Below are 21597 nucleotides of genomic sequence, written 5' to 3'. Positions count from 1 at the left end.
AATACACATCCCGGTACAGTTGATCCTTAACACGGATTACTACATAGACGAAACAGCTTTTACAGGTTATAATGTGATTTACATCATATAGATTATGGAGGAAAAAGAATATGGATGCGCTTTTGTTTGATATGGATGACACGCTGTACGATCATCTGGATCCCTTTGCTCTGGCATATAAGGATATGTTTGCAGGGACATACACGATTTCCGTGGATCATTTATTTTCTTTAAGCCGAAAATACAGCGATAAAGCCTTTGAACGTCTGCAGTGCGGCGGGATTACCATGGATGAATTATGCATTTATAGAATACAGAAGGCCTTCCAGGAGCTTCAAATAGAGATCCCGGCAGAGCAGGCCCGGGAGTTCCAGCGCCGGTATGCAGGGTATCAGATGAAAGTCCGTATATCCGACAAGATGAAGGAAATTCTGTCTTTTTGTAGAGAAAAAGTTCCGCTGGGAATTATAACAAATGGTACAGTCGACCATCAGAGGCCCAAAATAGAGCAGCTTGCTATCAGGCAATGGATTCCCGATCAGTACATCTTTATATCGGAAGAAATGGGAATGGACAAACCGGACAAGCGCATTTTCTGTAAAGCCTGTGAACGAATGGGTATCGCCCGGGAAAATGTGTGGTTTGTAGGGGACTCCTATATAAACGACATAGAAGGCGCCCAAAACGCCGGCCTTCATACCATCTGGATCAGGCGCAGAAGCCACAATCAGCAGACCGGAAGTGTGAGCCCTGACTACAGCGTAAAGACCGAAGAGGAACTCTACATGTTATTGCAGAAGCTCCTCACTGCAGAAAATTAACCCCCACGCATTCTGTTAGCGTGCAAAAAAAGCCTTCCGTCCCTGCATATCCTGTGCAGGAACAAAAGGCTCAGCTGCGAAAGCCATTAGAGTAAAATATACAGCACAAGAAGCAGTGCACTGGTAATCACAAAAGGCTTTTGAATTTTCTGAGCAATTCTATTCGCCCTCGGATTAGAAATCCAAAAAAGTGTCATATAAACAACCGAGCAAATCAAAGCGGCGATCAATACCATAAATTTCAACATCACTTATCCTCCCACACGTATTACGTACCATTCTTATTATAAACAATTCAAAGAAAGAAAACCACTTCCATTATATGTCAGACAAATCAATATCCCCAGCCTCACAGCCTTGGACTGTTCTCCAGCCCCGCCCGTTCCGCATATCCAAAAGGTTGGATATCCCGCTGAAAAACATAAGATATCCAGTCTCTCGGATTTGTGGTAGAATGAAAGAAACAGTAAACTGACAAGGAGGCCATAGAAGGCGTACGAAAGGAGGAGCACATAATGAGTGACGTAATGGAATTTGCAGACAGAGAAGAATTCAGGCAATGGCTTTCTGACCATTGCCTGTCAAATGCTGGCGTTTGGCTTCTATTTGGAAAAGCGGGAGGGCCGAAAACAATAAAGGCAAGCGAAGCGCTTGAAGAAGCCCTTTGCTTTGGATGGATAGACGGACAGATGCAAAGCATTGATGACAAAACATACAAGAAATATTTTTCTTTACGCAGGAAGGACAGTAAATGGTCGGAGAAGAATAAGGCGTTGGTTAAAGGCCTTGAAGAACAAGGACTTATGACCGGCTGGGGCAGGAAGAAAATAGAGGAAGCTAAAGAGAACGGACAATGGGATGCCCCCAAATCCCCGACGGTGACAGAGGAACAGATCGCCTTTTTATCTGATTTGCTAAAAGTGTACGAGCCCGCCTATGCAAATTTTCAGGCGATGTCCTTATCAGTTAAGAAAACCTACACGCGGGCATATTTTGACGCAAAGACAGATGCCGGACGGGAAAAGCGAGTTGTCTGGATGGTGGATCGGCTCAATAGAAATCTAAAACCGATGTAAATGTTATGTATGCCTTCTTGGGGATAATCCGCACTTGCATAACTGGGGAAACAGCAAAACCAGCCGAGCCAGTCAACGATCAAGACAAACGGTGCTTACAGCGCCGACAGAGCGTATAACACACACCACTTAGCTACGCAAAGTGGTGTGCCAAAGGGTCTCTTTTTCTTAATACTTTCCCATTTCCTCCAGCACATCCAAAGCGATTTCGGCCGCCTTACTGCCGGATGCATTTTTTTCATTTTGAATCTGAACGGCGAAGAAAAACACATGGGCATCTTGGCTGACAAATCCTGTAAACCATCCGTTTATTTCCCAACCGTCCACAGCTCCGGTCCCGGTTTTTCCATAAAGTGAGGTGCTGCCTTTGGATGCAAGAAACATCGCATTTTTCACCGCCTGTATATTTTCTGAATGGAATCCAAAGTCATTGTAATATAATTTTTTCAAAAGAGATACTTGCTCAACGGGCGATATTTTGAGTGACGATTCCATCCAGTAAGAGTCCGTCCCTCCGCTCACATCCTGATTGCCATATCCGATTCGCCGAAAAAAGTCTTTGACCGCAGACTGACCGGCCTGTCGGTCGATCGATTGAAAATACCAGTTAACGGAGTTCTGCATAGCAGAATTCAGGTTCTGGTCTGCATTCCATGCGTCAAAAGGCCATTTGGTTCCGTCCCAGCCCATATGCGTATGCCCGGGCGTGATGATCCCGGTTTCCAGTCCAAGGAGTGCATCGAATATTTTATACGTAGAGTTGGGAGAGACTCTGCGCGAAGCCATTTCCTGATTGTAGACCTGCCAGATATTTGTTCCGGTGTCAAACAATACAAAACTGCCATCATATCCCTGAAAATAGGATTCGAGATCTATATATTCTGTGGTTTCTCTGGTATTCTGGAAGGAATCATAATCCTGTACGTCCGCCCTGATAGATAAGATGGGAGAGAGGCCCAGTAAAACGACGGTCGGAAGCAGGCATAGCAAAATCCCTTTGATTTTAGCGGACCTGGACTGAGGGCGGTAATCAGCGATGTGCAGAATTCTTCTTGTAATTTGTCTTTTGTTTTCTGCCATGGGGGCGGAATAAGAAGGCGGAGCACAAGAAAGTCTTGCGGCGAGGTTGATGAGGGTGATTCCATATTCTGTATACTCCTCCTTAGCGAGCATCTGCAGAACAGCGGCGTCGCAGGCGATCTCCCGGTCACACTGCATTTTTTTCATTGCATACCAGACCAGGGGGTTAAACCAGTATACGAGTTTTGAAAGATTCATAAAATGATTTGCCAGGGCATCTCTGTGCCGGTGGTGCTGTAACTCATGCAGAAGCATAAAGCGCAGTTCTTTCCCGCTTATCGTGCCGCTGCGAAAATCTGAGATCAGATAAAGGGGAAGATATATGCGGGGGTGGATCAGACCTGTGGTAATCGGGGAACTCAGGTATGGGGTGCTGTAGATCGGGAGAGCCTTTTTCAAATGCATTTCGTTTACGCAGCCGTGATAGAGTGTGAGGACATTTTTATTTTGGAGCAAAAGTGCAGAACGTTCCAAACGGCGGAGAAGTAATCGGGAGTGAATAAAATATAGAGCCATAGCCAGCATTCCGGCAAACCAGACGGCGGAGAGAGTTCCGGCAATAACAGCCCCCCTTTTGTGGGAAACAGACATGGCGAAATCATTCATCCAACCGGTTGCTGTGGACACTGCATTTTCTGCATCAGCAGCATCAATGCGGCCCCCGGAAAGTATAGAGGGGGAGCCAGATCCCAGCAGGGAAAGGATCTGCTTAAACCCAAAGGGAATCGGGGGCAGAAAGGGTACGGCAAACAATGCCTGCAGAAGAAACCAGAGGTTGTACTGCATGCGGGCAGAAATATGATTTTTGAGAAGCCGCTTCGCGGCGAGCATGATACATATAAAGAAAGCAATAAAAGAGTTACAGATAAAAAATCGGATGCCAAAACCGGTCACACTACTTTCCTCCCTCTTTGCATTGGCCTGCAAGCAGGCTGCGCAGGGCTTCGATATCGGATTCGGTTAATTTATCGTGCTCCAGATAAGAAGATACCATGGCGGTAATATCCCCATGAAAGTAACGCTCTAAAAAAGAAGAACTTTTCTGGCCGATATACTCTTCTTCCATTACAAGCGGGGTATAGATAAATACCCTGCCCCTTTTCTCAAAAGTGAGTGCACCTTTATTCACCAGGCGTTTCAGCAGAGTCTGTATTGTTTTGGGGCTCCAGGTGGTATGGGCTGTTAAATAGTCGGTCACTTCATTTGTACTGACCGGTGCACGCTTCCATACGACCTTCATTACTTCAAATTCTGCTTCTGAAATCTGAGGCAGTACCGTCATGTTCGTTCCTCCCTTAATTCTTACGTGTGTAATACAAACATTATAATCTTCCGGGGGGAGTCTGTCAAACAATGCAGCAACAGCAGGGTGTATGCTTGCGGAGGCCAGGGGTGAAGCAAAGGGGTCAGACCCCTCTGCAAAAGGGACCGTCCCCGGTGAGGCAGCGCGCTTGTATGTTTGAGTTTAGACCGGGAGCTATATCTTGCAAAAACGTAAGGTTAAGCCGTCTGATTGAAAGACTTATGCAAGGCTTTCACAAATTCTCTGTGATAGAATAAAAGTGTAATTAGGTGCAAAGAGTTTTTTTATCAGACAGGAGGCCGTCTATGATAAAACAAAAGGCAGTGGAGATATTGGGGAAGTTAGTGACAGGGATCATATTATTATTCCTTGGGACTCTGTTTGTGGTGGTGGGAGTCTTCTTGGGATTTGCAGACAGTTTACTGCGAAAATTTGATAAATGCAGTTTGAAAAAATAAACCGTTTTATAAATAATAAATATTGGTAAGCCTTTCTGCCGGTGTTTACAAAATCACCCGAAACATACTATAATCAGGGCAGCGCTACATTTCCCTTTGGACGATTATCATTACCCCTTACGCAAACGGAATATGAGAGACGTGGAATGTTAATCCGGAAAGGAATCAGTAAAGGAGGCGGCGATATGGAATTCAGCCATGAGTTGATTGTGCCGAATGAAGATTTACCTTTTAAGGTGTTTGTCTTTGAGGGCAGGGAAGGCAATTATTTCCGTGATAAGCATTGGCACCGCTCGGTGGAAATATTTGCAGTATTTGAGGGAGAGCTCTCTTTTTATATAAATGAGGAAAAGTATCCTCTCAGACCGGGTGAATTTATGCTGGTAAATTCCAATGAGATCCATTCCGTGGATTCTCCGGAGCAAAATATGACGGTTGTCGTACAGATTCCGCTGAAGGTTTTTGAGAAATACTATACAGGAGAGCAGTTCATTCGTTTTACCCATGATTCAAAATCCCAGGATGAGAAGGTGATGATCCTGATTTCTTCCATTTATCGGGCTTATACCGAGAAAAAGTGTGGATATGACCTGAAGGTACAGGGGCTGTTTTATGAGCTTTTGTACCTGCTGGTAACCAGGTACCGGGAGATGGAAGTGAGCCGGGAGATGGTAAGGAAAAATCGTAAACTGAACAGGCTGTCTGTCATTACGTCCTATGTGAAGGAGCATTATACGGAAGAGATTTCGCTGGACCGGCTGGCGGAGATCTTTGGCTATTCTCCTGCTTATCTCTCCAGGATGTTTCAGAAGTATGCCGGAATTAATTATCTGACTTATCTGCAGAGTATACGGGTGGAGTACGCATACCAGGAACTGGCAAATACGGAACGGACGATCAGTGAGATCGCACTGGATCATGGATTTCCGAACAGCAAGGCTTTGGCCAAGGCATTTCGCAAAAAGTACGGGATGCTGCCAAGTGAATTTAGAAAAAAGACAAAAAAGTGCCATTGATTAGATAAATATTTGGTCGAAAAGTACAGAATAAGCTGATAAAATTACCTCATAAGGATAAATATGAATAAATTTTCATTCTTAGGAGGGATATTAATGGATATTCAAAAAGTAACGGATTCTTCGTTTGGCAAATACGGAAGAGTGCTGCAGGGCTATTCTATCTGCAGAATTCTGAAGGAGATGGAGCACACGCCTCTGCCGAAAGAAGTGATTTACGTAGCATCTGTAGAAGAGATGGAGGCCCTGCCGGAAGCGGAAGCCTTTAAAAACCGGGCATTTGGGGGACTTCCGATCGAAATCGGATACTGTAATGGAGATAATCATAAGCTGAACGGACTGGAGTACCACCGTTCATCTGAGATTAATATTGCGGTGACCGATATGATTCTGCTGCTCGGTTCCCAGCAGGACGTGGGGACGGATTTTACGTATGATACTTCGAAGGTGGAGGCGTTTTATGTGCCTGCGGGAACGGTTGTGGAGATGTATGCGACCACGCTGCACTATGCGCCTTGCACCGCACAGCCGGGAGGATTCAGATGTGTTGTAATTCTGCCGGAGGGCACCAATACGGATCTGACATTTACTCCGGGCACGGAGGGCGAGGACTGTCTGATCACCGCAAGAAATAAGTGGCTGATTGCCCATGAGGAGGCAAAGATCGAGGGTGCTTTCTGCGGGCTGAAGGGTGAAAATATTACATTGGAATAAATGGAATCTGAGTTTGAGCGGTAATAGGAAACTAATATATTTATTAAGAAAGGAAGGTACATACAATGAATAACATGCCGGAACTGAAAATTGGAGTTGTAGCTGTCAGCAGGGACTGTTTCCCGGAGAGTTTGTCGGTAAGCAGGCGCGAAGCGCTGATGAAGGCTTATCATGAGAAATACGGTGAAGAGGGAATCTATGAGTGCCCGGTCTGTATCGTAGAGAGCGAACTCCATATGGTGCAGGCGCTGGAAGATGTGAAGAAAGCCGGATGTAATGCGCTTGTTGTTTATCTTGGTAACTTTGGACCGGAGATTGCAGAGACATTGCTTGCAAAGCACTTTGACGGGCCGAAGATGTTTATTGCAGCGGCAGAGGAGCGTGGAGACAACCTTGTGCAGGGGCGCGGGGATGCCTACTGCGGCATGCTCAATGCCAGTTACAACCTGAAACTGCGCAATATTAAAGCCTATATTCCGGAATACCCGGTTGGCACGGCAGAAGAATGTGCAGATATGATCTATGAATTCAGGCCAATCGCAAGGGCTGTTACAGCGCTCAATGATTTAAAGATTATCAGCTTTGGGCCTCGTCCGCTTAATTTCCTTGCGTGCAACGCACCCATTAAGCAGCTTTACAATCTGGGTGTTGAGATAGAAGAAAATTCTGAACTGGACTTATTTGAAGCATATAACAAACATGCAGGGGACGAGAGAATTCCGGCTATTGTAAAAGAGATGGAAGAAGAACTCGGTGCAGGGAACAAAAAGCCGGAGATCCTTGCAAAGTTAGCGCAGTATGAGATCACCCTGAAGGATTGGGTGGAGGAGCACAAAGGTTACAGAAAATATGTGGCAATTGCAGGAAAATGCTGGCCGGCGTTCCAAACCCAGTTTGGCTTTGTTCCATGTTATGTAAACAGCCGTTTGACCGGACAGGGAATTCCGGTGTCCTGCGAAGTTGACATTTATGGGGCTTTGAGTGAATTTATCGGAACCGTAGTAAGCGAAGATGCCGTTACCCTGCTGGATATCAACAATACAGTACCGGCAGATATGTACAAAGAGGAGATTGAGGGCAAATACAACTACACGCACAAAGATACATTTATGGGCTTCCACTGTGGAAACACCGCATCCAGCAAGCTTTCCTTCTGTGAGATGAAATACCAGATGATCATGGCTAGAGCGCTGCCGGAAGAAGTGACACAGGGAACGCTCGAAGGCGATATTGTACCGGGAGACATTACATTCTTTAGACTGCAGAGCACAGCGGATTGTAAGCTGCGCGCATACATAGCCCAGGGAGAAGTACTCCCTGTTGCAACCCGCTCCTTTGGAGCAATTGGCATCTTCGCAATTCCGGAGATGGGAAGGTTCTACCGCCATGTATTAATTGAGGGCAACTACCCGCATCATGGCGCAGTGGCATTTGGCAATTATGGAAAGGCGCTTTTTGAGGTATTCAAATACATAGGAGTGCCGGTGGAAGAAATTGGGTATAACCAGCCGGCCGGCGTACGGTATCCGACGGAAAATCCCTGGAAATAAACAGAATATTCTGAAAACGGTGGGCAAGGGGGTCAGACCCCTCTGCAGAGGGGTCTGACCCCCTTGCCCGACTTTTTGGAATGATGCGGAGGTTATTATGTTATATATAGGTGTAGATTTAGGTACTTCAGCAGTAAAGCTTCTGCTGATGGATGAAAACGGTAAGATCCAGAATATCGTTTCTAAAGAATATCCCCTGTTTTTTCCACACCCCGGCTGGTCAGAGCAGAATCCGCAGGATTGGTATGCGCAGACTGTTGAGGGAATCAGGGAATTGACTGCCGATTGTGACAAGCAGCAGATTGCTGGTATCAGTTTTGGCGGACAGATGCATGGACTTGTGGTACTGGACGAAAAGGACGAAGTTATACGGCCTGCAATTCTCTGGAATGACGGAAGGACAGAAAAAGAGACGGTTTATCTTAATGAGGTGATTGGAAAAGACAAATTGTCTGAATACACGGCCAATATCGCTTTTGCCGGATTTACAGCGCCCAAGATCCTTTGGCTGAAGGAAAATGAGCCGGAGAATTTTGCAAGAATCAGTAAGATTATGCTTCCAAAGGACTATCTGGCATATAAGCTGAGCGGCGTGTTCTGCACAGATTATTCCGATGCATCCGGTATGCTTCTTATGGATGTAAAGAATAAACGCTGGTCTAAGGAAATGATGGAGGTCTGTGGCGTTACAGAGCAGCAGCTTCCCACGATCTATGAGAGCTATGATGTTGTTGGACATATGAAAGCAGATGTGGCGGAAGAGCTTGGTTTTGGCAGTGGCGTAAAGGTGATCGCAGGAGCCGGGGATAATGCGGCCGCAGCGGTAGGTACAGGAACGGTGGGAGATGGGATGTGCAATATCTCTCTTGGAACATCAGGCACAATCTTTATCTCAAGCAGTTCCTTTGGCGTGGATGACAACAATGCGCTGCATTCCTTCGCTCATGCGGACGGCCATTATCATCTCATGGGCTGTATGTTAAGCGCTGCATCCTGTAATAAGTGGTGGATGGATGAGATTCTGAAGACAAAAGAATACGCCGCAGAGCAGGAGGACATTGTCAAACTGGGAGAAAATCAGGTGTTCTATCTGCCATATCTGATGGGAGAGCGCTCCCCGCACAATGATCCGAAAGCAAGGGCAACGTTTACGGGAATGACGATGGATACCACAAGAGAGGAAATGACCCAGGCCGTACTGGAAGGCGTGGCATTCGGACTGAGAGACTCTCTGGAAGTGGCCAGAAGCCTTGGTATCCGGATCGAAAGAACAAAAATATGCGGTGGTGGGGCAAAGAGCCCGCTCTGGAAAAAAATCATTGCGAATGTCATGAACCTGAAAGTAGATGTCATAGAAAGCGAAGAAGGCCCCGGATACGGAGGCGCCATCCTGGCGGCAGTAGGATGCGGGGAATATGCATCCGTAGAAGATGCGGCAGGTAAGCTGGTAAAGGTAATCGAGACCGTAGAACCAGATGCACAGCTGGTAGAAAAATATGAAGAACGTTACCGGAAATTTAGGAAAATATACCCGGCAATGAAGGAATTGTTTCAGGTGCTGGCTGAATAAGTGCAAAGGGGTCAGATCCCTCTGCAAAGGGGAGTGTCCTCTTAGCGGAGGGGTCTGACCCCTTTGAGTTACTGTTCAGACCGTGTCGTGCACCCCGCTGCACGGCATCGGAGCCAATGAGGTGATGGCCTCGGGGCATCTGTGCCTCGCCGCAGGCGGCTTTTAATGGGCAGATGCTGTTACTGTGCGCACCCGCAGGGTGTGAACAGTAACCCCTTTGAAACTAACGACATCAAAATGTTTCTGCCAGGTAGATTTTTCCACTGGCAATGCTTATAATGAATATGTGAAGAACATGTAAACCGTATAAATGACAGGAGGATGAAAGTATGGATAATTACCGTGCAGAACGCAATCAATTACTTGCAGAACACATGATTAAGAATCTAAAAAGCCGTAATATGGCTGGTTATTATGCGAAGACAAAAGAGGAAGCACTGAAAATGGCGCTTGATATGATGCCGGAAGGAAGCAGTGTAGGCTGGGGCGGTTCAGCCTCTGTGACGGAGACCGGGCTGAAGCAGGCGGTCTGTGAAGGCAATTATCAGGTGATTAACCGGGATGTCTGTAAGACTCCGGAGGAAAAGCGTCAGGCAGAACTGGCATGTCTTGACAGTGATTACTTCCTTGCCAGTTCCAATGCCATTACATATGATGGAATACTGGTTAATATAGATAAGTTTGGGAATCGGATCGCTGCCATTGCTTTTGGGGCGAAAAATGTAATTCTAATCGTTGGAATGAATAAAGCGGTTAAAAATGTGGAAGAAGCACTGAGTCGTGTGCACAATGAGGCTACCCCGATAAATGCTGTCCGTTTGGGCATAGACACACCTTGCAGGAACGACGGATTCTGCTATGACTGCAAAGGTGCAAATTCCATGTGCTGCCAGGTGCTTGTGACGCGTAATTCGGGAGTGAAGGAAAGAATAAAAGTCATATTGGTTAATGACAATTTGGGATTTTAGAGGTAGCATACCGCCGGGACAAAGAGGATGTTCACCGGCGGTATATTTTTCAGCCGGTTATAATAATTTGATTTATGAAACCTTATGCCAAAACATCACACATGCTCCGCCTGTTTTTGTGTTTTCTATCCTGACGGTACCGCCAAGCTGTTCCACTAATTGTCTGACGATATAGAGTCCAAGACCGGAATGCCCGCCGCCCGACTGCCGGGATTCATCGCCGCGATAGAATTTATTAAGAGCTTTATTTAAATCCTTCGGACTAAATCCACTTCCAGAATCACAAATTTTATACGTAATCCGTTCTTTTTCGGCTTTTATGGTAATGTGAACCGACCCTCCCGCCGGGGTATACCGCAGACTGTTAGAAATAATATTATCAAAAATCCGCGACAGCCATTCTGAATCGGTCCATATGGTATTCTCCATGTAACCCTGCATTTCTAAAACCATTTTAATATCCTTTTGCCCTGCCTGCAGTTCAAATTCATGTACTTTCTGCGTCAAAAAATCAGGTAAAGATACAGGCACAAGATGTGGCTGTATGTCTGATGTCTCCAGGCCGGACGAATATTGTATCTCTTGGACAAGTGCTGCGCTTTTTTTCGCGTTTTCCCGGATAACGCTGAGATACCGGCATAACTTTTCGTCTCCCGTAGAATTGTTTTTAAGCAGCGCGTCAGTATATCCCAGAATAATAGAAAGAGGGGACTTCAAATCGTGGGACAGAGCCGCCACTATTTCCACACGTTCTTGTTCCATTTTCCATTGAGCAGACAGAGAATTCTGAAGTTCCTCTTTCATTTCGGAAAAAGCGAGGCAAAGCCTGCCCAGTTCATTGTCTGAATGATAGTCAATTTCAAAGTCGAGATCTTTTTCCTGTATCTTTTTTGACGCATCAATTAACAGTTGGAGCGGCTGATTGATCTTGCGGGCAAATACTCTGGAATACAGGAGCGTAAAACCGATGATGTAGAGAAACGGAGAGCACAGAGCCAGGATGAGAGCTGCGAATACCAGCTTTCCCCTGTTATTTGCAAAAGTTGTTTTAATCTGGTAGGAGAGAAGGACGGCCCCCGCTGTATTTCCGTTGTTATCCAGGAGAGGAACCGTATAGATGTAATGTCCATGCCGAAAGACAGTTGTCCCTGCAAAGCTGTGAAATAATTCTTCCTTTGTCTCAAACGGTTTTCGCGGATTCGAACCATAGAGAATGCTGCCATTTTCATCTACAACCAGATAAAGCATCCCGCCGTCCGGAATGGTACTCTTTAAGCCGGCTTCTTCGGACTGCGACAGCAGATCCAGGTTTGTTTCACGAATATAAGCCTCAATACCGGGAACCTGACGCTCGTAATAATCTGGAGTATAAATGTCACGATCCAGGGATTTGGTAAATAAATAAAAGACAATCGCATAGGTAAGCACCGTCCCGATTGCGCTGGCTGTCAGAATCCTTACAAAAGTACGCCTGAACTGGGATGCAAGTGATTGATTCTTCATAGGATGTACCCCGCTTTCTTACGTTTTATTCCACTTATATCCGATTCCCCAGACGGTGGAGATGTACTCTTTGTCAGCCGCTGCTGAAAATTTTGCCCGGATTTTCTTGATACGCTCAACAACAGTGGAGGAATTTCCCTCGGAATCGTAGCCCCATACCTTTTCATAGATCTGTTCTCTCGAAAAAACCTGACCCGCATGGAGTGCCAGTAATTCTACAATGTCATACTCGCGTTTGGTCAAATCTATGTCTTTTCCATCAACCCTGACAGTGCGTTCTCTCATATCCAGGCACAGTTTTTCAAAGTACAGCTTAGATCGTTTGTTCTCCGCATTCATATACTGTGACCGTCTCTCACGCCGCAGATCTGCTTCGATTTTCGCCATCAGCTCCTGCAGTCCAAAGGGCTTGGTTATATAGTCATCGCCGCCAAGGGTTAATCCTCTGATTTTATCGGTTTCCGACTGCCGTGCACTCAGGAAAATAACAGGGCACAGGACATCATCCCGGATCGCCCGGCACACTTCAAACCCATCCATACCGGGCATCATAATATCCAGAATGATCAGATCCGGCTGCTTTCGTGACAGCTCAATACCTTTTTGCCCGTCATAAGCTGTGAGCACTTCATGTCCCTTTGCTTTTAGTTCATCCTCGAGCAGCATGACAAGGTCCGTTTCGTCATCAATTATCAATATTTTACTCAATATGGCACTCCCTTCTACTTAAAGAACAAACTCTTTTACTAGTATGGCTTATACTAGCTTTTTCTCCCATCCCATATGTTAAACCATATCATCCCTCCGATCAAGAACAGAATCAGACCAGCTGCTGCAGCGCCGAGTCCTGTGGATGCCGTTTTTATCAAGCCGGATGTAATTTCTGTCTGCGAAAGGGAGCCGGCATCTTTCAGGAAATAAGTGCCCGCGAGCATCCCCAGCTTGACCGGCCAGGTCCATGGAATGAACGGCCACAGCCCTGAACCAAGGCCTGTCAGGCCAAGTATTGCCGCCATTAAAAGACCGCCAAAACTGATGCCGACAGAGGCTCCCATCCCCCAGGCGAAGCTGATCCACAGGTGAAGTGCAAGCAGCGGAAGGGCTCCAATGACTGCAAGAGCGGCGCCTGCCACAAACACCCAGACGGTAACTCCTGCCGGCACCGCGGCCTTCATTCCCGCGCAGAGGATCAATACTGCGATAAATGTACACACGGCCACACAAAAAAACAGTAGTAAAAACTTACCGGCATATAGCCTGACACGGGAAAGCCCAGTTCCTAAATAGCCGGAAAAGTTTCCGGCAAGCTCTTCCTCCTGTACAATAAATCCAGCCAGAATACCTATGCCTGCCGGGATTATAAACACTGTCCAGATTGTGAAAAATCCTTCAAAAGCAAACGCCTGCGTACTTCCTTCCCGGGCTGCCAGATAGGCAGCCGTGCATAGAGAGAATATAATAGGCATACAAAAAGTAAGCCACCGGACAGCCGTCCGCTTTGTCCGGAGCCATTCGGATAATAAGAGCTTCAGCATTTTTCTTCCCTCCTGTTAAACCATACAGCGGTAAGCAGCGTGACGGCCAGAAATACAGCTATTGACACCGCGATTCCGGTTGGGATCACGGAAGTGTCCATGAGCGGATTTCCGCTTTCTAATACAGAACCATTTGGATGTACTTCCGCGATAGGGCACATTAGCCGTATTGCCCAGCTCCAGGGTACAGTAAACCAGAAAGCCTCAGGCGCGGCAAGAACCCCGGCTGCCATGCCTGCAAATCCGAGCCCCATGCTCAGAAACAGTCCCTTCCACGTAGCCGCCCACAACTGAATAGGAATCAGGGCAAGGGAAGCCGCCCAGCAGACAATACTTGCTGCTGCAATCTGCCGGAAGGGGATAGCGCCGGATTTTGCGAGTACCCCTGCTAGAATTGCGGCAATGGTCAGAACCATCGCAGAAAGCAGGCTGTAGACCGCCATAGCCGCCACCTTATATATCCAAAGCAGCATGGGTGAAACATTGCGTGAACGTAAGGCGCGATAATTTCCGGACTTCTTTTCCTGCCCGGCCGCTAATGCAGCAAAAAGTGCAAAACCAAGAGGAAGGAATACAAAAGTCCACCAGTTAAAAATCAGGGCTAAAAGGTTGTCCCACATCCAGGATCTGTTCTGTGACAAGGGATGTTTCATAAGAGTTGCCTGCATAATCAGCGCATATCCTGCGAAAAACACCGGAACCAAAACAATTAGTTTTCCCATAAACGTTCTTTTATATTTAAGGAGTTCAGATCGCAGCCCATTCATCATTTATACCCTCCATTTATTATAATATCTGTAAAAAAGTCCTCCAGATCTGCGCCGGGATCAGGGTCACCCTGAAACAGCAGCCGTCCGTTACTGATAATTCCGATCTGATCCACAACCTGGGCGGCCTCAGAGAGAATATGGCTGGAGAGCAGGACAGTAATGCCTTTTTCAGGAAAAGAAGAAATCAGTTCCCGCAATTCCTGAATTCCGAAGGGATCAAGTCCATTGGCAGGTTCATCCAACACCAGCAGGGCCGGATTATTCAGAAGCGCCACGGCAATCCCCAGCCGTTGTTTCATCCCCATAGAAAACTGTGAAGCCCGTTTCTTACCGGTATTCCTCAAGTTAACAGTATCCAGCACCTCATGAATCTTTTCGCCGGGGATCCCCAAGAGCCTGGTATGCACCAGCAGATTTTCTTCCGCCGTAAGGTTGCCGTACAAAGCGGGTGCCTCAATCAAAGCTCCGATTTTTTCCAGGGCATCCCGTTTCCAGGGCTTACCGTTAAAATAAATCTGCCCCTCCGTGGGCCTCAGCAGTCCGGTAATCATCTTCAGCGTAGTAGACTTGCCAGCCCCGTTCGGTCCCAGCAGCCCGTACACACAATTCCGCCTGATCTTCAGGCAGACCCCGCCAACAGCTAATTGTTCTCCGTAACGTTTAGACAAATCATCCGTTTTTAGAATAAAATCATTCATATTAATCGTTCCTTTCCATAAAATTAAGCGAGCCAAAATTCCCACGGGAAAGAGCTCATAGTGACGTGAAAAATGTTGTACCTGCCTTGCCTCTGAATCCTGATAAGTGGGCCCGGTCAACACGCTATATGTCTTATCAGATACACTCTAACACTGAAAAATAACATTTCTATAACAAACGGTATTCCCAAAAAAGATTTTCTGTTGAAATTTAAATAAAATGGTACACACGAAAATGTGAAATTATGTCCCAAATGAACCGTTTGACGAAACAGTTGGGACAAGCCTGTCTTGTTACTGTTTGACACTGTTTTAGGTAACTATTAGAAGAAAATGGATCAGAAAAAGGCAGGCTGCTTCTTTAAGAAGCTGCGCAAAGAAAAGGGATTGACACAAGAGAAAATAGCCGAACAGATAAATGTCTCAGGAAGAACTATATCAAGAAGGGAAACCGGAACTAATATGCCAGACTTTGATATTCTAATTGAGATGGCAGACTTTTATGAAGTAGTCATCCGCGAATTAATTGACGTAGAAAGGAAAAGTGAAATGATGAATAAGGAAATGAAAGAAACTGTTTTAAAAGTAGCTGATTATAGCAACGAAGAAAAAACGGACATACCGTCTGTTGGCGATACGTCCGTACTGCATCAAAGTCTTTCAGCAATTATAACAAGTTCTTAATCATGAACTCATCATTGTGAACCTTAAACTCTTAAGTTTGAGAGAGGCACAGACCGGATTTGAACCGGTGATCAGGGTGTTGCAGACCCACGCCTTACCGCTTGGCTACTGCGCCTTAGCTAATTGCTGTACTTTATATACTACTCAATCAGCTTTTAAATTATACCAAAAAAATCTCAAACCGTCAAGAGATGAAGCGAACTTTGTGAGCGGTTGGGGAGCGGGGAAATAGGGAGGTCGTTTTTGTGGAACGGGACTGCTACCGGAGCAGGGGAACTTTCAGTGTGCTTTCTGTACGCTTTAGTGAACGTACCTACATGAAGCGCCCAGCCGTAAGAACCGGATATGGGGGTGTTTGGAAGCCCAGCCGGTTCTCACGGCGCCCTCTTCACGAATACGTCTACCTTTCACCCCCAAGAATATTCCTCTTGAATTCAATATAAGTTGCTATGAAGTAGATCATATACATCCCCCCGAACAGCAGCAGTGATAATCCGAAGTAAGACCACACCGGCGCCACCACTCCTGAATATGTGACGAATGCATGGCTGATATAGCCTGCGATTCCTCCGCTGATCAGAAGTGCACCGATAAAGGGGCAGAGGTAATACAGGAACAGCTGTTTCAGGATAAGCCTGTTCAGTTCTTTTTCCTGCAGGCCCAGTTTACGCAGCAGGTTATAACGGTACCGGTATTTGCTTGAATCGCTTAGCTGCTGCACGGCCAGTACAGTGAGTGCTACGCACAGGAAGACGAGTCCTATATAAAAGAGCGGGAAAATGAGGGTGGACATGAGGAATTTCATTTCCCGCATTTCGTTCTGCCGTACAAAGGTGTAGCTGTCGGAGACATAGATGTTGTCGGTTCCGTATCCTCTGTGTGCATCGGCATCGCCGTATCCTTCATACCCGTATTCTTCATCATTCCATGTGATCCCCTGGATGTTCAGGAGGGTGTCTCCAAAATCCTTGGGAATGGTGCCGTTAATCTGGACCATCAGAAGGGAATAATACGGCTTCATGGATTTGGCGGCCTGATCGGGGACGATGAGGATGTAGTCAGCCCCGTTATGCCCGCTCTGCTCGAAGCCTTCCGTGTATATGCCTGCGCAGGTGTACGAGGTGCCGCCTATATCGAGCGGTTGCTCCGTGAAGGGGGCGGCCGTCTTGGCCAGGCGGGACTTGATGTGGAGCAGATATTCATTTTCCCCCAGCGATACTTCCGGGTACCCCAGCATTCTGCGCAGATAATTGTAATCGGATAGCATCATATAGGTGTCATATTTGTAGTACGAGCTTTTGTCGGCCAGGGAATAGTTATGAATCAGGAAATTGTTCATGTCATCGGATTCATTTTCGAATATCTGGTAAATATAAGCGTCTTTTATTTTTGCCTCTTTTTGTATGGCTTCCTTTTCTCCTGCGAAATCGTAGTCCGGGTTCTGATGGTATACGGCAATGTCGAAGGGCCATTTTTCGTCGGACTGTGTGTTCTGGAACTGGTTCAGCATGAGGGCGCAGGAGGCTCCTATTAAAGCGACCATAAATAGGATCGTCAGTGTGCCCAGCGTGAACTGCATGGTCCGGATCTTGGAGGAAAGCTGGCGCAGCACGAAAATATTGGCATGCTTCCAGACGCCGGCCCGGCCTTTTTTGATGTAGCCGGTGAGGAAAGCGGAGAGACCCATATAGAGCAGGTAAACGGATACCACCAGACCTAGAATCATGGGATACACGTTCCAATCGTTAAAGTGGCCGAAGATCAGCATACAGCCGAAAAAGATCATGAAAGCCACAGCGGCGAAGAACATCCACTGTTTGCCGGAGTTGTTGCCGTTCTTTAATTCTTCGTTCTGATGTTCCATATACATCATATCCCGGATGTTCATTTTCTTAAATCTGCGTTTGTTTCTGAAAAGGGCCAGCAGATAGGAGCCGCAGTAGATTCCCGCCGTCATCAGCAGGGTAGCCATTTTCCATTCAAGCCGGATGCTGTAGTCTGCATTTACCATGGCGTAGATCAAGGTGGTGAGGAGCTGCTGCAGAAACAAACCGGGGAGCAGGCCGATGACAAATGCCGCCAGTCCAAGCAGGATCGTTTCTTTTAAGAAAAGGTTGGCAATCTGTTTTTTACGGAAACCCAGAAGGAGATAGGTAGCAAACTCCCGGCTTCGTTTTTCCGCCATGAATTTTACCATATAGTGCACAAGCCAGATAATGATCAGTACGATGAAGAAAGTTGCCATTCCAAGCATGGCCGCCAGCATTCCTGCTTCCGTGCAGATTTCCCGGACAGCATCGGAGAAGATCATGGAATTGAAGGCGAACATCATGGCAGTGATCAACACCATTGTCATGAGATAAATGAGATAGTCTCTGAGAGAGCGCCGGGCATTTCGCAGGGCCAGCTTAGTCAGCATACCCATCACCTCCAGTCAGGGAGAGCACATCCAGGATTTCATTTAGAAATTCTTTCCTTGTTCCCGGGCCCCGGCGCAGTTCATGGAAGATCTGACCGTCCTTTAGAAAAAGGATACGGCTGCAGTAACTCGCGGAGAAAGCGTCATGTGTTACCATGAGGATGGTTGCATTGAGCTCGCTGTTCATATAGGAAAATGTTTCGAGCAGCATCCGGGAGGATTTGGAATCCAGGGCCCCGGTCGGCTCGTCGGCAAATACGATTTTGGGATGGTTAATCAGAGCCCTTGCACAGGCGCAGCGCTGTTTTTGGCCACCGGAGACCTGATAAGGAAATTTGTTGCGGATAGACCAGATATCCAGTCTCTCCATGATATCTTTTGTCTGCTGATCAATCTCACGTTTTCCTTTTTTGGTGAGCGACATGGCAAGAGCGATATTTTCTTTCAGAGTAAGCGTATCCAAGAGGTTGTAGTCCTGGAAGACAAAGCCGAGATTGTTTTTGCGGAAGTCCGCCATCTGATCCTCGTTCATCTTTGTAATGTCGTCCCGGCCATACCAGATATGTCCGGAGGTGACGGTGTCTACTGTTGCGAGCAGGTTTAAGAGCGTTGTCTTTCCGCTGCCGCTGGCCCCCATGATTGCGGTAAATTCCCCCTGGTCAATGATAAAGCTTATGCGGTCAATCGCTTTGGTCAGATTGTTTTTGTTTCCATAATATTTTTCTACATCTTCTATATGGAGCAGTTCCTTCATGAAATCAATACCTTCCTTTCCCGTTACTTATTGATGAGCGGCTTTTTAAACCTATTATTCCGCGGGTTGTGGATTGCGGACCGCCCCCGGATATAAATATTGTAACGGAAAATGTGATCAGGTTGTATCAAATCAGCTTTCAGTAACCTTACAAAATCGAAAGATTGTTACTAAGCGCGGTCTGCGGGCCGCGCATAGTAACGGCATCTGGTTCACTTAAAGTCGCCTGTGGCGAGGAACTTAATGCCCGACCCCATCACTTTATTGGATCGGATGTCTTGCAGCAAGGTGCGCGGCCCCGTGAATGGCAGCGAAAAAGTTCTCTTTTAATCTCTTCCAAAGTGGCTGCCGCCATCGGGAAATGTCAGCAGGATACGGGTATAGGTTCCGTATTCTGACTGTGCATCTAGGGTGATTCCAAGTTTCCGGCTTAACTTCCTGCAGAGATAGAGACCGATTCCTGTAGACTGTCGGTTTTGCCGTCCATTGCTGCCGGTAAATCCTTTGTCGAAGATACGTCCCAGTTCTTCTGGGCGTATGCCGATTCCGTTGTCTTCAATGGATAGAATTGTTTTCAGCTCCTCTTTTTGTGTACGGATAGTGATAAGGCAGTCGCCTTCTTTTTTATACTTGACGGCATTGATAATGATCTGGCCGATGATGAACTCCAGCCACTTATCGTCGCAGTATACATTTTCAGTACCGGCCTGCATATTTATGGAAACGCCGTTCTGGATCAGATATGACTGGAAGCGGTGGATTGCGGCATAAACGGGGTTCTTCAGTGGAATTTCCCGTATCATGTAATCCTGGCAGACTGTGTCTGACCGGGCATAGTAAAGGGCCTTGTCCACATCGTTTTCCAGCTCGCCCAGATGGGATTTCAGGCGTCGGGTATCCTCGGGGCTCCAGGAATCTGGTTCCCTGCGGTTATCACAGATCAGATTCATGGCTGTGAGAGGAAGTTTGACTTCATGAATCCAGTTTTCTATGAATTCTTTATATTCGGTCCGCTCATTTTCCAGATGGTGTATGGCGTCGATGATGGATTTATTGGATTGTTTCAGCAGTCTTCGATAGAGCCTGTCTTCCAGGCGCCAGGATTCCGGCATGATCTCTGAGATCAGATAGGGCTTGTCCAGTCCATTGAGTATATGGAATATTTCACGGAAATAACGGTTTCTTCTGTACCAGGACACAAAAAACCAGACTGCCAGCAGGAAGAACCAGAGGAGATAAAGTAAAATCATCTGATTGTTCTTCAGGCCGCAGATTCCCAAATATACATAACTCAACAGCATACAAAGTAATTGAAAGAGCAGAAGCAGGATCTTGTCCTTAATGAATTCTAAAAATGTCATAGCTGATATCCCTGCCCTCTCCTGGTTACAATCATATTTTCCAGGCCGATTTCTTTCATTTTACCGCGTATGCGGGTGATATTAACGCTTAAAGTATTGTCATCAATAAAAATCTGATTATCCCAGAGATCGTCGATCAATTCCTCCCGGGAAATGATTTGCCCTGCCCGTGAAAACAGGTTGTAGCAGATGCGCAGTTCGTTCCGGGTCAGCTGTTCGGATCTGCCTTCATAAGTAAGGACGCCCTTCAGCATATCCAGTTCGCAGCCTTTCCAGGTAAACCTTAAGGGATTCTCCGGTGCTTTATTGTGCCCCGTCCGCTTCAGGACCGCCGCGATACGGGCGAGCAGAATGGGCGCCTGGTAAGGCTTTGTTATATAATCGTCACCGCCCATCATCATGCCGTTAAGCTCGTCCATTGAATTGCTGCGGCTGGTTACGAAAATGATGGGCACATCCGCCTTTTTTCGAATATCCCGGCAGACCTTCAGGCCATCGGTTCCCGGCAGCTGGATGTCCAGAAGGATCAGATCCGGGGCAGCTTCTTCCACAAGGCGGGGGATTGCAGAAAAATCCTCAGCAGCTTCTGCCTCGTACAAAGCATTTTCCAGCATAAGTTTCAGTTCTAGACGAATCTCTTTTTCATCTTCCACTATTAAAATGCGGTACAAATAGCAGCCCTCCCGAAAGTATTTTCAGAATCTAATTCCAATCCTTTGAGATACAAATCCATTTCTTGGAATGGGAATGTTTCTCGAGCTCTTCAAGTGTCAGTTTGATTGCACTGTTTCCGCTTCCAGCTGCGGGGTATACAGTTGAGAAACGTTTTAAGGATTCGTCCAGATAGACCTCCACACCTTCATTCACAACAAAAGGACAGACACCGCCCGGTGCATGGCCTGTCAGCGCTTCCACCTGATCAGGCTGGATCATCCGGGCCTTTTCGTGGAACTCTGCTTTAAACTTCTTGTTGTCCGTCCGAGCATCTCCGGCCATTACTATTAGAATAGGACCGTCTGCCGTCAGAAAAGACATGGTTTTAGCGATGCGTGCAGGCTCGCAGCCAACGGCACGGGCAGCCTCCTCCACAGTAGCGCTGGATGCCTCCGGCTCCAGGATTCTGTCCTCCAGGCCGTACCCGGCAAAATATGCTTTGACCTTTTCAATTGACATGATTATCTCCCTCTTTTCTAAAAAATACTTCTGTAATATAGAGTATAACTTATTTAATAGAATGTCAATTTGAGGATTTAGGCTGTGGACTGAAAGTTCATAATTGACGAAATATTGGGTATAAGCTATTATGTCAATAGACAT

The 21597-nt window shown here is 46.6% G+C and carries 22 protein-coding genes and 1 tRNA gene; 9 read left to right on the top strand and 14 right to left on the bottom strand.

The features are described 5' to 3' along the window. The first annotated feature begins 110 nt into the window (after positions 1-110). On the top strand, positions 111-821 hold the full coding sequence (locus MWG26_RS20785) for an HAD family hydrolase (protein ID WP_025655730.1): 711 nt from the start codon (positions 111-113) through the stop codon (positions 819-821). An 86-nt stretch (positions 822-907) separates the two neighbouring features. Here MWG26_RS20785 and MWG26_RS20780 read toward each other — a convergent pair whose 3' ends face one another. Further along, on the bottom strand, positions 908-1069 hold the full coding sequence (locus MWG26_RS20780; protein ID WP_153919936.1) for a hypothetical protein: 162 nt from the start codon (positions 1067-1069) through the stop codon (positions 908-910). 267 nt (positions 1070-1336) lie between these two features. Between MWG26_RS20780 and MWG26_RS20775 the strand changes: the two genes are divergently transcribed. Next, positions 1337-1897, top strand: a complete 561-nt coding sequence (locus MWG26_RS20775; protein ID WP_117440818.1) for a YdeI/OmpD-associated family protein — start codon at positions 1337-1339, stop codon at positions 1895-1897. A gap of 168 nt (positions 1898-2065) precedes the next feature. Here the strand turns inward: MWG26_RS20775 and MWG26_RS20770 are convergent, their stop codons facing one another. Both MWG26_RS20770 and MWG26_RS20765 read right to left on the bottom strand, forming a co-directional pair. After that, the gene (locus MWG26_RS20770) at positions 2066-3871 is read right to left on the bottom strand and encodes a BlaR1 family beta-lactam sensor/signal transducer (RefSeq protein WP_025655732.1); all 1806 of its coding nucleotides are present in this window, start codon (positions 3869-3871) and stop codon (positions 2066-2068) included. Between the two features lies 1 nt (position 3872). After that, a complete protein-coding gene (locus MWG26_RS20765) occupies positions 3873-4259 on the bottom strand; it encodes a BlaI/MecI/CopY family transcriptional regulator (RefSeq protein ID WP_025655733.1) in 387 nt (128 codons plus the stop codon). Positions 4260-4585: 326 nt separating this feature from the next. Between MWG26_RS20765 and MWG26_RS20760 the strand changes: the two genes are divergently transcribed. The 6 genes from MWG26_RS20760 to MWG26_RS20735 all read left to right on the top strand — a co-directional run bounded on the left by MWG26_RS20760 (position 4586) and on the right by MWG26_RS20735 (position 10556). Continuing rightward, on the top strand, positions 4586-4738 hold the full coding sequence (locus MWG26_RS20760) for a hypothetical protein (RefSeq protein ID WP_153919934.1): 153 nt from the start codon (positions 4586-4588) through the stop codon (positions 4736-4738). A 185-nt stretch (positions 4739-4923) separates the two neighbouring features. Further along, positions 4924-5754 (top strand): AraC family transcriptional regulator, encoded by an 831-nt coding sequence (locus tag MWG26_RS20755; protein ID WP_025655735.1) that lies wholly within the window; start codon positions 4924-4926, stop codon positions 5752-5754. Between the two features lie 96 nt (positions 5755-5850). Further along, positions 5851-6468, top strand: coding sequence for a DUF4867 family protein (locus MWG26_RS20750; protein WP_025655736.1), 618 nt, complete (start codon positions 5851-5853; stop codon positions 6466-6468). Positions 6469-6533: 65 nt separating this feature from the next. After that, positions 6534-8018, top strand: a complete 1485-nt coding sequence (locus MWG26_RS20745; RefSeq protein ID WP_025655737.1) for an L-fucose/L-arabinose isomerase family protein — start codon at positions 6534-6536, stop codon at positions 8016-8018. A 97-nt stretch (positions 8019-8115) separates the two neighbouring features. Beyond that, positions 8116-9588 (top strand): xylulokinase, encoded by a 1473-nt coding sequence (gene xylB, locus MWG26_RS20740; RefSeq protein ID WP_025655738.1) that lies wholly within the window; start codon positions 8116-8118, stop codon positions 9586-9588. 329 nt (positions 9589-9917) lie between these two features. After that, complete coding sequence (locus MWG26_RS20735; RefSeq protein WP_025655739.1) at positions 9918-10556, top strand: lactate utilization protein; 639 nt, start codon at positions 9918-9920, stop codon at positions 10554-10556. 72 nt (positions 10557-10628) lie between these two features. Here the strand turns inward: MWG26_RS20735 and MWG26_RS20730 are convergent, their stop codons facing one another. Genes MWG26_RS20730 through MWG26_RS20710 form a run of 5 tightly spaced genes read right to left on the bottom strand, consistent with a single transcriptional unit; the run spans position 10629 to position 15062 of the window. Further along, positions 10629-12059: a HAMP domain-containing sensor histidine kinase gene (locus MWG26_RS20730; RefSeq protein ID WP_117440817.1), complete on the bottom strand. Its 1431-nt coding sequence runs from the start codon at positions 12057-12059 to the stop codon at positions 10629-10631. 18 nt (positions 12060-12077) lie between these two features. Next, the gene (locus MWG26_RS20725; protein ID WP_025655740.1) at positions 12078-12767 is read right to left on the bottom strand and encodes a response regulator transcription factor; all 690 of its coding nucleotides are present in this window, start codon (positions 12765-12767) and stop codon (positions 12078-12080) included. Positions 12768-12820: 53 nt separating this feature from the next. Then, positions 12821-13594, bottom strand: a complete 774-nt coding sequence (locus tag MWG26_RS20720) for a lantibiotic immunity ABC transporter MutG family permease subunit (protein WP_044926790.1) — start codon at positions 13592-13594, stop codon at positions 12821-12823. Further along, entirely contained in the window at positions 13588-14361 is a 774-nt protein-coding gene (locus tag MWG26_RS20715; protein WP_025655741.1) for a lantibiotic immunity ABC transporter MutE/EpiE family permease subunit, read from the bottom strand. The genes MWG26_RS20720 and MWG26_RS20715 overlap by 7 nt, the downstream gene beginning before the upstream one ends. Next, positions 14361-15062 carry a lantibiotic protection ABC transporter ATP-binding protein gene (locus MWG26_RS20710; RefSeq protein WP_025655742.1) on the bottom strand — a complete coding sequence of 234 codons (702 nt, stop codon included), beginning with the start codon at positions 15060-15062 and terminating at the stop codon, positions 14361-14363. Before MWG26_RS20710 ends, MWG26_RS20715 begins: the two co-directional genes overlap by 1 nt. A gap of 333 nt (positions 15063-15395) precedes the next feature. Here MWG26_RS20710 and MWG26_RS20705 point away from each other — a divergent pair, with 333 nt between their 5' ends. Further along, entirely contained in the window at positions 15396-15746 is a 351-nt protein-coding gene (locus MWG26_RS20705; protein ID WP_025655743.1) for a helix-turn-helix domain-containing protein, read from the top strand. 44 nt (positions 15747-15790) lie between these two features. On the opposite strand, the gene MWG26_RS20700 is transcribed toward MWG26_RS20705, so the two are convergent. The 6 genes from MWG26_RS20700 to MWG26_RS20675 form a co-directional block, all read right to left on the bottom strand. Next, positions 15791-15861: transfer RNA gene (locus MWG26_RS20700), tRNA-Cys, on the bottom strand. A 285-nt stretch (positions 15862-16146) separates the two neighbouring features. Next, on the bottom strand, positions 16147-18165 hold the full coding sequence (locus MWG26_RS20695; RefSeq protein WP_025655744.1) for an FtsX-like permease family protein: 2019 nt from the start codon (positions 18163-18165) through the stop codon (positions 16147-16149). Next, entirely contained in the window at positions 18155-18919 is a 765-nt protein-coding gene (locus MWG26_RS20690; protein WP_025655745.1) for an ABC transporter ATP-binding protein, read from the bottom strand. The genes MWG26_RS20695 and MWG26_RS20690 overlap by 11 nt, the downstream gene beginning before the upstream one ends. A 326-nt stretch (positions 18920-19245) precedes the next feature. After that, on the bottom strand, positions 19246-20280 hold the full coding sequence (locus MWG26_RS20685; RefSeq protein ID WP_025655746.1) for a sensor histidine kinase: 1035 nt from the start codon (positions 20278-20280) through the stop codon (positions 19246-19248). After that, positions 20277-20951: a response regulator transcription factor gene (locus tag MWG26_RS20680; protein WP_025655747.1), complete on the bottom strand. Its 675-nt coding sequence runs from the start codon at positions 20949-20951 to the stop codon at positions 20277-20279. Before MWG26_RS20680 ends, MWG26_RS20685 begins: the two co-directional genes overlap by 4 nt. Positions 20952-20982: 31 nt before the next feature. Then, on the bottom strand, positions 20983-21453 hold the full coding sequence (locus MWG26_RS20675; protein ID WP_025655748.1) for a YbaK/EbsC family protein: 471 nt from the start codon (positions 21451-21453) through the stop codon (positions 20983-20985). Positions 21454-21597 lie beyond the last annotated feature (144 nt).

Source organism: Faecalicatena contorta (genome assembly GCF_022835095.1).
GTDB lineage: Bacteria > Bacillota > Clostridia > Lachnospirales > Lachnospiraceae > Faecalicatena > Faecalicatena contorta.
Note: the sequence above shows the minus strand (reverse complement) of the source record. Positions and strands in the feature narration are given on the sequence as shown.